Source organism: Flaviaestuariibacter flavus (assembly GCF_004337505.1).
Taxonomy (GTDB): domain Bacteria; phylum Bacteroidota; class Bacteroidia; order Chitinophagales; family Chitinophagaceae; genus Flavisolibacter; species Flavisolibacter flavus.
Genome location: NZ_SJZI01000042.1, coordinates 358,638 through 372,279, shown reverse-complemented (window position 1 = coordinate 372,279; position 13,642 = coordinate 358,638). Strand labels below are relative to the sequence as shown.

9 protein-coding genes are annotated in these 13,642 nt (G+C 59.7%); 2 read left to right on the top strand and 7 right to left on the bottom strand.

Annotation, left to right across the window (positions count from 1 at the left end; genetic code table 11):
* Nucleotides 1-215: 215 nt before the first annotated feature.
* Nucleotides 216-3,086 (top strand): triple tyrosine motif-containing protein, encoded by a 2,871-nt coding sequence (locus EPD60_RS09545; RefSeq protein ID WP_131449169.1) that lies wholly within the window; start codon nucleotides 216-218, stop codon nucleotides 3,084-3,086.
* An 81-nt stretch (nucleotides 3,087-3,167) separates the two neighbouring features.
* Nucleotides 3,168-5,234, top strand: a complete 2,067-nt coding sequence (locus tag EPD60_RS09540; protein ID WP_131449167.1) for a tetratricopeptide repeat-containing sensor histidine kinase — start codon at nucleotides 3,168-3,170, stop codon at nucleotides 5,232-5,234.
* A gap of 28 nt (nucleotides 5,235-5,262) precedes the next feature.
* Here EPD60_RS09540 and EPD60_RS09535 read toward each other — a convergent pair whose 3' ends face one another.
* The 7 genes from EPD60_RS09535 to uxaC all read right to left on the bottom strand — a co-directional run bounded on the left by EPD60_RS09535 (nucleotide 5,263) and on the right by uxaC (nucleotide 13,636).
* A complete protein-coding gene (locus tag EPD60_RS09535; RefSeq protein ID WP_131449165.1) occupies nucleotides 5,263-5,685 on the bottom strand; it encodes a hypothetical protein in 423 nt (140 codons plus the stop codon).
* 254 nt (nucleotides 5,686-5,939) lie between these two features.
* Nucleotides 5,940-6,923: a Gfo/Idh/MocA family protein gene (locus EPD60_RS09530; protein ID WP_131449163.1), complete on the bottom strand. Its 984-nt coding sequence runs from the start codon at nucleotides 6,921-6,923 to the stop codon at nucleotides 5,940-5,942.
* A 77-nt stretch (nucleotides 6,924-7,000) separates the two neighbouring features.
* Nucleotides 7,001-8,977, bottom strand: coding sequence for a YhcH/YjgK/YiaL family protein (locus EPD60_RS09525; protein ID WP_131449161.1), 1,977 nt, complete (start codon nucleotides 8,975-8,977; stop codon nucleotides 7,001-7,003).
* Between the two features lie 14 nt (nucleotides 8,978-8,991).
* Entirely contained in the window at nucleotides 8,992-10,461 is a 1,470-nt protein-coding gene (locus EPD60_RS09520) for an MFS transporter (RefSeq protein WP_207896590.1), read from the bottom strand.
* Between the two features lie 49 nt (nucleotides 10,462-10,510).
* Nucleotides 10,511-11,170, bottom strand: a complete 660-nt coding sequence (locus tag EPD60_RS09515; protein ID WP_131449159.1) for a bifunctional 4-hydroxy-2-oxoglutarate aldolase/2-dehydro-3-deoxy-phosphogluconate aldolase — start codon at nucleotides 11,168-11,170, stop codon at nucleotides 10,511-10,513.
* Complete coding sequence (locus EPD60_RS09510; protein WP_131449157.1) at nucleotides 11,163-12,173, bottom strand: sugar kinase; 1,011 nt, start codon at nucleotides 12,171-12,173, stop codon at nucleotides 11,163-11,165. The genes EPD60_RS09515 and EPD60_RS09510 overlap by 8 nt, the downstream gene beginning before the upstream one ends.
* Before the next feature lie 20 nt (nucleotides 12,174-12,193).
* Nucleotides 12,194-13,636 carry a glucuronate isomerase gene (gene uxaC / locus EPD60_RS09505; RefSeq protein WP_131449155.1) on the bottom strand — a complete coding sequence of 481 codons (1,443 nt, stop codon included), beginning with the start codon at nucleotides 13,634-13,636 and terminating at the stop codon, nucleotides 12,194-12,196.
* Nucleotides 13,637-13,642: the final 6 nt, after the last annotated feature.

The following is a 13,642-nucleotide window of genomic DNA, read 5'->3' as shown; positions in this document are numbered from 1 at the left end:
CACAAGCGTTTTGTTAGTGTGTTTAAGAAGCAATTCGTGGTGGCCGGACCGGTACCAGGACCACGAGGTAAAAGTATACTTTCCGGCACCCGATCCCCTCATCAGGCACTACATCACCACTACATCACACCCGCTGCTTTCGCTGAAATCAGGGCATTTTCGCCCCTTCACCACTACATCAACCAAAAAATACTATATTCACTGACCGATTGCTCATGAGACCAGGCACCCTTATCCTGCTCCTTCTTTTGCTGACCCAGGCCGGGGCCGGACAGTCTACGATTGGACTGCCCGAAGTCCGGAATTACGGCAAGAGCACCTACCGCGCCGGCACCCAAAGCTGGATGATCCGGCAGGACACCGGCGGCATCCTGTACTTCGCCAACAACGATGGCCTACTTACCTACGACGGCGCCTACTGGAAGACCTACCCCCTCCCAAACAAGACCATCGTACGCTCGGTGGCCATCGGCAGCAACGGCCGGATTTACGTGGGCGGGCAGGACGAGCTGGGTTATTTCGCCCCGGAAGCCAATGGCGCCCTTCGCTTTCACTCGCTGAAAGACCGCATCCCGGCCGCCGACCGCTCCTTTGCCGACGTCTGGAACATCATCTCCTTCGGCAACAGCCTCTTTTTCCGCACCTCCGGCAGGATCTTCCAGTTTACGGGCGACCAGGTAACGGTTTCCCACAGTACCGACTGGCGCTTTATGGACGAATGCAACGGGCAGTTGCTGGTGCAGGACAATCCCCGCGGCCTGCTCCGCTTCCGCAACGGGCTCTGGGAGCCCTTGTTGCCCGGCGCCGCCTACCCGCACGACCTGCTGGTGACCGGCCTCCTCCCCTTCGGCCGCGATACAATGCTGATGACCTCCTTCCGGCACGGGGCTTTCCTGATTACCGGCGGGCGCCTTGTCCCTTTCGAAACACCCGACCTCAAGGCCATCGCCGGACGCCTTATATATACAGCCGCCCGCGCCGACGCCGACCATTACCTCCTGGGCACCACCCTCGACGGCTGCTATATCATCAACCGCCAGGGCAACGTCACCCAAAGCTTTACCCGCCGCGAGGGTCTGCAGAACAATAATATCCTATCCGCTTTCTTCGACCGCGACCGCAACCTGTGGCTCGGGCTCGACAACGGCATCGACTTCATCACCTACGACAGCCCCGTGCGGCATATCTATCCCTCGTCGCAGAATGAAGGCTCGGGCTACACATCGATGGTGTTCGGGGGCAAACTATACATCGGAACCTCCAATGGCCTGTACGAGGCGCCCCTCGACGGCAGCCGAGATATCAGCTACGCCCGGGGCGGCTTCCGGCCCGTGGCTAACGCGCAGGGCCAGGTGTGGAACCTTTCGGAGGTGAACGGCCGACTGCTGATGGGTCACCACGAGGGCGCCTTCGAGGTGCTGGGCGGCAGCGCCCGCCCGCTTGCCGGCGGCACAGGATTCTGGGGCTTTTACCCCTACGCCAACGTGCTGCCCTCCGAGCTGGTGGTGGCCGGCACCTACAGCGGCATCCGCCTGCTGCACTATGGCGGCGCCTCCTTCACGCTGGGCAACGAGACGGCACCCTTCGAGTCGGCGCGCTTTATTTCCATCGACAACAACGACCGCACCATCTGGGTGGCCCATCCCTACAAAGGCATCTACCGCGTGCGCTTCGACGGCGGCATGCACCCGCAGATCCGGCGCTACGCCAGCGGCGACGGGCTGCTGTCGGTCAACAACAACTATATCTTCAAGGTGCGCAACCGAATTGTGGCCACCACCGAGAACGGTGTTTTCGAATACGACGCGGCGCGCGACCGTTTTGTGCCCTCTGCCTATTTCGACAAGCTGCTCAACATTCCCAATATCCGCCTCATGAAGGAAGACGGGGACGGCAATATCTGGTTCGTGCACGACAAGATGGTGGGCGTGCTCACCGGCGGGGAGCGGCAGCAGCTCATTTACCTGCCCGAGCTGGCGGAAAAGCTGGTGAACGGCTTCGAGCACATCTACCCGATCGATGCGTCCAATGTGCTGGTGGGCGCCGAGCGCGGCTTTTTCCATGTCAACCTGCGCAAGTACCTGCAGCAGCACCGCCGGCTCGAAGTGTCGCTCCGCACCGTACGGAGCACGGGCCGCCACGATACGCTGCTCTTCGGCGGCTTCGGCCCCGCAACCGGCGGCAGCGATGTGCAGGTGGCCAACCATACCAACACGCTCCATTTCGAATTCGCCTCCGCCGGCTACGCCGACCTGGATAATATCGTGTATTCGTATCGCCTGCGCGGGCTCGACAGGGAATGGTCTTCGTGGTCGAAGCGGGTAGACAAGGAATATCCCTACCTGCCAGCGGGCAACTATGTGTTTGAGGTAAAGGCGCGCAACAGCCTCGGGCAGGAGTCGGCGCTGCGCAGCTACAGCTTTACCGTGCTGCCGCCGTGGTACCGCAGCTGGTGGGCCTGGTGTGTATATAGCCTGCTCTTCGGCATCGTTGTGTTGCTGATGGTGCGTTACCAGCGCCGCAAATTCCACCTCCAGCAACAGCGCCACGAGGAAGAGCAGCGCCGCCTGCAGTACCTGCACCAACTGGAGCTGGAAAAGAACGAGAAAGAGATCATCCGCCTGCAGAACGAAAAGCTCGAGGCCGAGATCGCGCACAAAAACACGCAGCTTGCCTCCACGGCGATGCACCTGGTGCAGAAGGGCGAGATGCTGGGCCGCCTTAAGGACGAACTGGCGCGCATCCGTAAAAAGCTCGACACCGAGGTAGCCACCGACGACTTCAAGAAAGTGATCCGCATCCTGCATGAAGAGGAAAAGGTGGACGACGACTGGGACAACTTCGCCCAGCATTTCGACCAGGTGCACGGCAACTTCCTCACCGTCATCAAAAAAGAATACCCGACGCTGACACCCAACGAGCTGAAGCTCTGTGCCTACCTGCGGATGAACCTGAGCTCGAAGGAGGTGGCCCAGCTCATGAACATTTCGGTGCGTGGCGTGGAGATCAGCCGCTACCGCCTGCGCAAGAAGCTCGGTCTTGCCACGGAAATGAACCTCTTCGATTTCCTGATCCGGATCGGCTAGCGGCATCAGGCTGCTTTGGACGGCGGACATCATATAATAACCCGCGGTTATTTATCAATATCTTTGAACCGCAACCAACCCGTGAAACGACTTTTCCATTTTCCGATCTTCCTCCTGCTCCTTTGCGCCCAACCGCTATTCTATGGCTGCGGCAAGCGGCAACGGTTTACCGACGAACAATCCGAACAGGCCTGGTGGGATCTCGCCCTCCGGCCTTCCTGGATCAAATTTGAAGAAGACAAAGGCCCCGGGCCGCGTATGTATGCCGACATCGACTCCCTGCAGCGCCTCGCCGGCCCGCCCACGCCCCTGAGTCGCACGCGCCGCTTCGACGCCATGGCCATCCACCATTTTTACCATACCCGTGACTATGCCGCGGCCCTGCGCTCCATCGATTCGGCCCTGCTGAACTTCCGTACGGAAAAAGCACAGCACCGCTACCCGCGCACCTACCTCGGCCTGCTGCTTTTCGCCGGCGATCTCGCCTACCGCACCGGGCAATACGACCGGGTGAATGAGCTGTATTTCCGCGCCAAGCGCGTTTCCGACGAGCGCCTGCCGCTTTGCGAGCGCAGCGTATACACCTACAACGTGGCGATGCTGCTGTACAAGCAACAGCAGTATGAGCAGTCGGCGCGCTATTTCCGCGAGGCTTTCAACGGCCAGGAGCAATGTGCCGACCAAACCACCGCGCGGGCCCTGCAGCAGCAGGAGATCCTGAGCAATATCGGTCTCAGCAACCTGCACCTCCGCCGCCTCGACACGGCCCTGTTCTGGTTCGACCGGGCGCTCACTTATGCCGAGGCGCACCGCGACTCGCTGGGGCAGCGGAGCATGGATAAGATCCGCGGGGTGATCGTTGCCAACAAAGCCAAGGTATTCCTGGCGCGCAACGACCTGGCCGCAGCCGAGCCCCTGCTGCGCGAGGGCATCGCCCTCAATGCGCGCCCGGGCTACGAAGTGTTCTTTGCCCAGGACGTGCGCCTCGACCTGGCTACCCTCTATGCACGCAGCCGGCGTTATGCCGAAATGGATCGCGAAATGGCTGCCCTCCGCGCCGACCTCGATACACTTCCCAATCCTGTAGTGGACAAGGAATGGTATGGACTGATGGCCACTCATTCCCGCTACCAGAATGATGTGTCCGGGGAGCTGCGCTACTTCAAGCAATACAAGCGACTGAGCGACTCGCTCGAAAATGTGCAGCGCCGCCAACTGGGCGCCGACCTGCTGCGGCGGCTCCGCGAAAAAGAGCTCCAGCTGCAGGTGACCCTGCTGGAACAAGACCGACGCCGCAATACCATCTACCTGGTGCTCCTGGGCGGCGGCATTGTGCTTGCCGGCCTGCTGATGTGGGTCATCGCCCGAAACAACCGCCGCAACCAGCGCAACCTCGCCGAGGTAACGGCGCTCAACCAGCATATCCGCGAGCAGCAGCAGGCCCTGGAGCTGGAAACGGCCCGCCGCCAGCAGCTGGTGATGGAAGCCGTGATCGCCGCACAGGAAAGCGAGCGCTCAGCTATCGGGCTCGAGCTGCACGATAATATCAACCAGGTGCTCACCACCGTCAAGCTGCACAACGAAATGGTGCTCGACGGGATCGGCGACCCGAAAGCCGTACTGCAGCGCTCGACGCTTTACCTGCAGCAATGCATCAACGAGATCCGGGCGCTCTCCAAGCGCCTTTCGGCGCCTACGCTGGGCAAGATCAGCCTGTGCGATTCGGTGGCCGAACTGGTGCAATCGATCAACCTCACGGGAAAGCTCACCATCCGCAACGAATGCACGGCCGTGCCCGTGGCAGGAGTGCGCCGCGAAGTGCACCTGGCCATTTACCGGATCATCCAGGAAGCGCTCAACAACATCCTGAAGCATTCCGGCGCCAGTGAGGCCGACCTGTCGCTCCGCCTCAGGGAAGACGGCAGCCTCCTGCTGGATCTTTCCGACAACGGTCAGGGCTACCGTCCCGGCAAGGTAGATGGCATCGGCATCACCAACATGCGCACCCGTGCCGAAAGCCTCGGCGGCAGTTTCCGCATCGGGCAGGCGCTCCCGCACGGCTGCCGGGTGGAAGTGGTGATCCCGGGCGCGGTGAACGAGGTAGTACCCACAACAAAAACGGGCGCCTCCGTAGATCGGCGCCCGTAGAAATCGGGTATAGCAACGGCCTCAGGAATCAGTTGCGCGACACCACGAGTTGCTGCACGGCGGCGGCATTGCCTTCCACCAGGTAGCTCTCGGCCTTTTGCCCGCTGCGCGGAACCAGCTCCACGTACAGGCGGATATCTTCGGATTGAACCATGGCAAGCTGAAAACGCTTGGAATATGCTCCGGCGCGGATCTGCTCGGAATAGAGCAGGTTGCCGGCTTCGTCGGTGATACGAAGGGCGAAACCCTGGTGCTGCTCGTCGTTGAGTGTTACCTGGAATACGGGCTGGCCATTGATGGCAGCGCTGCCCTGCACCCGAACGGCGGGCTTGTCTTCGATGGGGCCGGCGGCATTAGCGGTAAGTCCGCCAAACAAAGTGGCGCATACAGTGAGAACGAGCGCGCGCTGGCGCAGGTTGCGGGTCAGGGTGTTGCTGAAGTGCTTTTTCATAATTGCGGTTTTTGTGTTTTTGAATGATGAGCAAGTCAACCGCGCACACAGCAGGCAATCGGGATCGATCGATTTTCACTTTCCACCCCGAAGAGGGGCCGGATCGCTTTGTCAGGAACAAAAATAGTGCGGGCAGCAGGCCGCGGCAAACACCATCTTACCGGCCTCCTACGACAACCAAGAACGTAAACATGAGCGCAACGCATTGAATATCAGCTTCGTAAAATTTACCCCGGGGCCAGTCGCCAAGCCGTTCAGCGCCCCGCTTTTCTTGTAAAACTTTCCATCAGTTCCTGCACGGCCACGCCGTTCTGTGCCGGTGAGGGGTTGGGACCGAGCCCCAGGAAGTGTTGCGTCACCGCTGCAATCATCGGCTCCTGCACATGCGCGAGCGGCTCGAAGCGGTATTCGGCCTGTGTGCCCTCGCGGTCCAGAAGGACCGGGCGGTTTTCAAAAACCGAAAAACGCAGGCTGCCTTCCGAGCCGTAGATCGTGCAGACGTCGCGCTTCAGGGTATGGGCGAAGCACCAGCTGCCTTCGAAAAGCACATTGCCTTCAAAGCGGATGATGCCCGCCGTTGTATCGTCGGCAGCGTACTGACCGGCGGCATTCCAGGAAGCGCCGGTAGCACTAACGGGTGTCCCGAAGAAATACAACAGCAGGTCGAGCGCGTGGGGCGCGAGGTCGTAAAAAAGCCCGCCGCCGGAAATGGCAGGATCGAGGCGCCAGGGCTGCTCTGTGCGCGCTACGAGCCCGGCACCGGCAGGTTCGAACAATTCAAGGCGCACGTTGCGGGGGCGGCCGATGGCGTCCTCCTCGAGCAGGCTTTTGATCTTTTGAAAAAGCGGTTGTGCGCGCCGGTAATGCGCTACGCAAAGCGGCAGCCCTGCCTCCTGCGCGGCGGTTGCCATCAATTGCGCCGTGCCCGCATCGAGCGCCATCGGCTTTTCAACATACACCGGCTTGCCGGCCGCGAGGGCCTGCAGCGTATAGGCCGCGTGCGACGAAGGCGGTGTGGCGATATAAACCGCATTCACCTCCGGGTCGCTGATCAGCGCCGCCGCATCGTCGTACCACTTTGGTACGCCATGCCGCGCGGCGTAATCCGCAGCCTTTGCCCCATTACGACGCATCACTGCATAAAGGCGCGACTGCGGCACCCGGTTGAATGCCGGCCCGCTCTTGACTTCGGTAACATCGCCACAGCCGATTATGCCCCAGGAGATTTTTTCCGCCATACCTTAAAAATAAGAAGGGCAAACAAAATGCCCCCGGAGGGGCATTCAGAATTATTCCGGAAAAACAATAACGTTCCTCAGGGCGCGGGCGCTGCCCGGATCTTGATCACGATCTTGCGCACGTCGCCCTCTTCTACCTTGATATTGGGACGATGCACATCCTGCGGGAAGAAAAGGAAAAACTGCGTCGGGTCGGCAACATGAAACGCGCCTTCGGCCTCGTAGTTGGCCACATCTTTGGTCTCATTGTAAGCCATCGTTTCCTTTGCCTCCGACAGCGGGGCCACGCCCATTTTCTCCTTGCCGGAGATGATGTATTGCAGGTCGATGTATTTGCGGTGCGCTTCCCACTTGGTGGCCTCGAAGGCCTTGTCGGGACCGAGCGTCACGCTGGCAAACACACTGTCGCCGGCGATAGGATATTTCCCGGGTGCAAGCTCCGACAGCTTCGTGCTGCGCAGAAACTCAATGGCTTTGTCCCAGAGTTCTTTGTTGGCGGCGTACTGCAGCTCAAACTCGGTGCGGTTCACCGAGGCGTGCGGCTTCATCGCCAGGCCTGCGAAGGGGTCGGCATTCGTGGAAGCAACGGCATCCGGCAGGTCGCGGGCACGACCACCGGGAAGGATGACCTTACTGTTTTTGAATACAATATCCTTCGCGTCTTTCGCCACATAGCCCTTGCTGGCGGCGATGACCACGTTATTGAAATTGATCTTCTGCACCGGTGCATAAGGCAGGCCGGTAATGGCGACGGCGGTTTTCGCGCCGCGGCAAAAAACGTTGCTGATGTAAAAGTCGCGGAAGTCGGGCACCTTGTCGGTGGCGGTCGTCTTCACGTCTTTTGCTTCCTTGCCGGCAACCACGTCTTCGTAATACGTATCAAAGGAGATGGCCTCTTTCTGAATGTCGGACATGAATACGTCCTGCACATAGATATTGTGCACGAGCCCGCCGCGGCCGGCATTGCTCTTCACGCGAACGCCGATATCGGTGCCGATGAAATTGCAATCCTTCACGAAGATGTTATTCATGCCGCCATCGGTATTGGAGCCGATCACGAAGCCGCCGTGGGCCCGGTACACCGTGCAGCCCGCGATCACCACGTTCTCCAGGCGCGGCGCGGCCTGTCCCGGAGAAGAGCTCGACTTCATGCAGATGCCGTCGTCGCCGGCCGACACCGTGCATTTGTAAAGGAGCACGTTTCTGCAGGCACTGATATCGATACCATCGCCGTTCTGTGCCCACTCCTCGTTGAAGATGGTGACGTTGCGCATGGTCAGATTCGCGGAGTTCGTTGGATAGAAGACAAACTTGGGGGAGTTGCGGATGGTAACGCCTTCCACCAGGATGTTCTCGCAGTTGCTCAGCTGCACCAGATGCGGCCGCAGGAAGTCGCGGGCGGGCTTGTAGTCTTCCGGTGTTGCCCCTTCCTTCTTCACGGTCCTGAGGTAGTTCTCGCCGTTCATGGCTTCCGCCGAAGGCCACCACACTTTTCCGTCGGGGCTCACGACACCGCTCTTTGTGAACGCGCTCCACTGACTCGCCGTCACTTTATCTTTTTTCACCGGGCGCCAGTTTTCACCGGCACCGTCGAGGATGCCTTCGCCGGTAATACCGACGTTTTTCGCCTTGTAAGCAAAGATGGGCGGACGTACCTGGAGGGACGACGAGCCGCCGATCTTTTCGAGCGGGTACTGGGTGCGGTCGGCTGTAAACTGCACGATCGCGCCGCGCTCCACAACGAGGTTCACACCGCTCTTCAGCTCGATGGGACCGGTAAGCCACAGACCCGCGGGCACTACTACGCGACCGCCACCGGCTGCAACGCAGGCCGTAATCGCTTTGGCAAAAGCCGCGGTGTTGAGCTGCTGCCCGTCACCCTTTGCGCCATACGCGGTGACCAGGAATTGTTTCGCCGAAAAGACGGGCACGACCGGCACCGTCATCCTGAAAGGCGCGGCTTTCACATAATAAGCTTCGTTCTTTGCCTGCTGCTGCGCGGATACCGCTGTAAGAACAAAGAGGGAGACAGAGAATAAAATTGGTTTCAACATCAGGTAGGGAAGGTTTATTCGCCAATCGGTTTATAGACGGGTACCAGAGATTTCATCACCACCCAGCCGATCAGGTAGGCTACGGCGCAGATGGAGAAAATGATAAAGTAGCCGGCCTCTTTGCCATGGAAGCCGAGGAAGATCATCTGCGTTTGATCGGCATGCGTAAAGAGCAGGCCCGAGCCTTTGTTGATCAGGAAAGACCCGATGCCGCCGGCCATGCCGCCGATGCCGGTGACCGTGGCCACCGCCGACTTCGGGAACATATCACCAACCGTAGAGAAAATATTCGCCGACCAGGACTGGTGCGCGGCGCCGGCAATGCCGATGATGATCACCGGGAACCAGTAGCTGATGTCGCCCAGGGGCTGCGCCAGCAGCGCCAGCAGCGGGAAGAAAGCAAAGATGAGCATCGCTTTCATACGACCGTTGTAGGGGTTCATGCCTTTCTTGTCAACAAAATAGGTCGGCAGCCATCCGCCGATGATCGACAGCAGCGTGATCGCGTAAAGCACGAAAAGCGGGAAGGACGTTTGCGTGCCGCTCATCTTGTAAATGTCGGAGAGATAAGCAGGCGTCCAGAAAAGATAGAACCACCACACACCGTCGGTCATGAACTTACCGAAAGCAAAGGCCCATGTTTGTTTATAGCGAAAGCATTCGCCAAACGACATCCGGCGAACGGGCGCAACGGCGCTTGCCGCGGCACCAACCTGCGCATTGTCCTGCTGGATATAGGCGAGCTCCGCCTTGCTCACCTTGCGGTGTACTTCGGGCTTTTGATACATTACCATCCAGAATCCCATCCACACGAAGCCAAGTGCGCCGATAATGATGAAGGACATCTCCCAGCCCCATGCTTTGGCGATAAACGGAATGGTGAGCGGCGCGAGCAGCGCACCTACCGTGGCGCCTGCGTTGAACAGGCTGGTGGCAAAGCCGCGGTCTTTTTTCGGAAAATACTCGGCGGTGGCTTTGATGGCTGCCGGGAAATTGCCGGCTTCACCCAGGGCGAGTACCACGCGCGCTACGATAAACAGCGACACGCTGGTAGACGTGATAACTGCGGCTTTGTCGAAGCCGGCAAGGGCTTCCTTAGCGCCTTCAAAACCGACGAGCCAATGGCCCGTAAGCATACCGGAGGCAGCAATGCCGCACAGTGCGTGAATGCACGCTCCTACCGACCAGATGCCGATGGCCCAGAGAAAGCCTTTCTTCGTATCCATCCAGTCTACGAAGCGTCCTGCCAGCAGCATCGACACGGCGTAGAAAATAGAAAACAGCGCGGTGATGGTGCCATAGTCGCTGTCGGTCCAATGAAACTCGGGCACCAGGTATTTCTTCCAGGTCAGTGAAAGCACCTGCCGGTCGAGGTAGTTGATAGTGGTGGAAAAGAACAGCAGGGCGCAGATCGTCCAGCGGTACTTTGTCATGACGCTCTTTACGGGCTCAATGCGCGGGGGCGCAGGTTGTACGTCGATCATAGTAGCAAGTTTGTCGGGCAGTATCTGTAATAAGCCCGTGATAAAGTTCTTATTGTATTTGCCGCACCAGTTCCAAAGTCCTGGTGGTGGCCGCTTTGAGACTTTCCGTGTCGCCGCGTTCCATGAGTTCTTTCGAAATGAGCTTGCTGCCCATGCCTACGCCGCTGACGCCGGCGCGGAACCAGCCTTCGAGATTCTTCGCCTCCGCCTCCACGCCGCCGGTCACCAGGAACTTCATGCCCGGGAAGAGGTCGCGCACAGCGCTGATGAATGCCGGTCCGAGGATGTTGCCGGGAAAGATCTTCACGAGTGTCGCACCCGCATTCTCCGCGTCGGCGATCTCGGTCGGCGTCATACAGCCCGGGATCCAGAGCCTGCCGGCGGCATTGGTTACCGAAGCCACATCGGCGTTCATCGAAGGACAGATAATGAAATCGGCACCGAGCGACAGGTATTGCTCCGCCTGCTGTGCGTTTTTGATCGTGCCGATGCCGAGCAGCAGCCCCGGCATTCTTTCGGTAGCAACGGCGCGCATCGCCTTAAAGTTGGCAGCGGCAGCGGCGCCGCGGTTGGTATATTCCACGCAGCGGATGCCTCCTGCATAGAGTGCTTCGAGCACCTGGATGCTGGTATCGGCGCTGTCGTGGTAATACAGCGGCAGCAGCTTCTGTTCCAAGATGGCGGCGCGTACGGTTTGTTGATCAGGCATATTGAGCGAAGGACCGTTTGATATCGGCGACCGTAGCCGTGGTGGCGTCGCCGGTGATGAACAATTTGTTGAAAGCGGCCGCGGCGGCAAAGTCGATGAGCTCCTGCGGCCGCAGCGAGTTGCAGTTGCCCCAGATAAGACCGGCCATAAACGTATCGCCGCTGCCTACCTTATCTACGATCTCCGCGGCATACTGCTCGGGGGCGACATAGAATTGCTTCCCGTCGTCGAGCGTGGCATAGTAGCGCACGCCGGCGCCCGCATCAAAGCGGAAGGTGTTGGCCACCTGGCGGCATTTCGGAAAGCGTTTCCGTATTTCTGCGGATGAGGCCATTGACTGCTCAATGTAAGCCTCCTTATCATCCGGGAGACCGGCGCGCACGGGGATGTCGAGCATCTGCTGTTCGGCCCACACATTACCCATCACCACGTCGCAATACTTTACGAGTTCCGGCATTACTTCGGCGGGCGACTTTCCGTATTGCCAGAGCCGGGCGCGGTAGTTCAGGTCTACCGACACCGTGATGCCTCTTTCCGAAGCCGCCTTGGCAGCCTCGAGGCACACCGCCGCCGCCTGCGCGTTGAGCGCGGGCGAGATGGCACTGAAGTGAAACCAATGCACGCCCTCCAGCACCTGGTTCCAGTCGATATCGCCGGGCGCGAGCTCCCAGAACGACGAATAAGCGCGGTCGTAGATCACGCCTGCCGCCTTCATGTCGGCGCCCTGCGGCAGGTAGTAGGTGCCGATGCGCGCGCCGGAGCGGTGGATCGGTGCCACGTCGATGCCCTGTGCCGCCACCCAGCCGATCACTTCGTCGGCGAGGTTGTGCGCGGGCAGCGCGGTGCAGTAGCTCACCGGCAGTTGCCAGCGGGCGAGGGCGCGGGCCACGTTGAGCTCGGCGCCGCCCACAAACACGGGCATGCTTTCTTCCGCGATCCACGCGCCGCCGAGGCGGGGCGAGAGGCGCAGCAGCAGTTCACCGAAGCATAAAACCTTTTTCATGGCGCTCAATTTCGGACTATTCATTGGTTTGCCACCGGCAACGTTGCCGGTGCAGCCTGCTCCTGCCAGTTGAAATAGCGGGCGGCGTTGTTGTAACAAATGTCGCGGATCACCTGGCCGGTCCACTCGATATCGGCCGGCAGCTCGCCGTTCTCGATCTCTTCACCAAACATATTGCACAGGAGGCGGCGGAAATATTCGTGGCGCGGGTACGAAAGGAAGGAGCGACTGTCGGTGAGCATGCCCACAAAGCGGCTCAGCAGGCCCATGTTCGACAGGGCGTTGATCTGGCGCGTCATGCCGTCTTTCTGATCGAGGAACCACCAGCCCGAGCCGTACTGGATCTTGCCGGCGACGGAACCGTCGTTGAAGTTGCCGATCATGGTGGCCATCATCTCGTTGTCGGCCGGGTTGAGGTTGTAAAGAATGGTCTTTGTGAGGTGATCCTTCGCATCGAGGCGATCGAGGAAGGTCGCCAGCGCGCGTCCCTGCGGGAAGTCGCCGATGGAGTCCCAGCCCGTATCCGGGCCAAGCTGGCGCATCATGCGGCCGTTGTTATTGCGGAGCGCGCCGAGGTGGTATTGCTGTACCCAGCCTTTCTCCCAGTCCCAGGTAGCGAAGATCTCGAGCATCGCCGACTTGAACACGCTGTTCTCATGCGGCGTCAGCTCGCCGCCCGAGCGGATCTTGCTGAAGAGGCCGCGTACTTCGCTTTCGCTCCAGGGCTCGGCATAGATCTGCTCGAGGCCGTGGTCGGAAACGGAGCAACCCATCGTGGCAAAGAAGTCGTGCCGCGACTTGAGCGCCGCGAGGTAATCGTTAAACGAAGAGATCGATGTATTGCTCACCGCCTCCAGCTTGCCGAGGTATTCGTTGAAAGCAACGGCGCTGTCGACATTCATTGCCTTGTCGGGACGGAAGGCCGGCAGGATGCGTGTTTCGAAGCCATCGTCCGCAATGCGTGCGTGGTGCCCGAGCGAGTCGATGGGATCATCGGTGGTGCACACCACCTTTACATTCATCTTGCGCAGGAGGCCGCGCACCGAGTATTCGGGCGTTTGCAGCAGCGAAGAGCAATGCTCGTAGATGCGGGCGGCCGAAGATGCGTTGAGCAGTTCGGTAACACCGAAATAGCGTTGCAGCTCGAGGTGCGTCCAGTGGTACAGCGGGTTGCGCAGCGTGTAGGGAACGGTCTCGGCCCACTTCTGAAACTTTTCGAAGTCGGGCTTGTCGCCGGTGCAATAGCTTTCGTTGATGCCGTTGGTGCGCATCGCGCGCCACTTGTAGTGATCGCCATAAAGCCACACCTGGGTGAGGTTGGCGAAGTTGCCGTCGGCCGCGATCTGGTCGGGCGGCAGGTGGCAATGGTAATCGATAATAGGCATCGGCGCCGCAAACTCGTGGTAGAGCCGTTCGGCCGTCTTGTTATGGAGTAAGAAATTCTCGTCGAGAAAATGCTTCATGGTGTT

Excerpts from the sequence above, each read along its gene's own strand:
- EPD60_RS09545 (WP_131449169.1), top strand. The coding sequence starts at position 216 with ATGAGACCAGGCACCCTTATCCTGCTCCTTCTTTTGCTGACCCAGGCC.
- EPD60_RS09535 (WP_131449165.1), bottom strand. The coding sequence starts at position 5,685 with ATGAAAAAGCACTTCAGCAACACCCTGACCCGCAACCTGCGCCAGCGC.
- EPD60_RS09530 (WP_131449163.1), bottom strand. The coding sequence starts at position 6,923 with ATGGCGGAAAAAATCTCCTGGGGCATAATCGGCTGTGGCGATGTTACC.
- EPD60_RS09525 (WP_131449161.1), bottom strand. The coding sequence starts at position 8,977 with ATGTTGAAACCAATTTTATTCTCTGTCTCCCTCTTTGTTCTTACAGCG.
- EPD60_RS09520 (WP_207896590.1), bottom strand. The coding sequence starts at position 10,461 with ATGATCGACGTACAACCTGCGCCCCCGCGCATTGAGCCCGTAAAGAGC.
- EPD60_RS09515 (WP_131449159.1), bottom strand. The coding sequence starts at position 11,170 with ATGCCTGATCAACAAACCGTACGCGCCGCCATCTTGGAACAGAAGCTG.
- EPD60_RS09510 (WP_131449157.1), bottom strand. The coding sequence starts at position 12,173 with ATGAAAAAGGTTTTATGCTTCGGTGAACTGCTGCTGCGCCTCTCGCCC.
- uxaC (WP_131449155.1), bottom strand. The coding sequence starts at position 13,636 with ATGAAGCATTTTCTCGACGAGAATTTCTTACTCCATAACAAGACGGCC.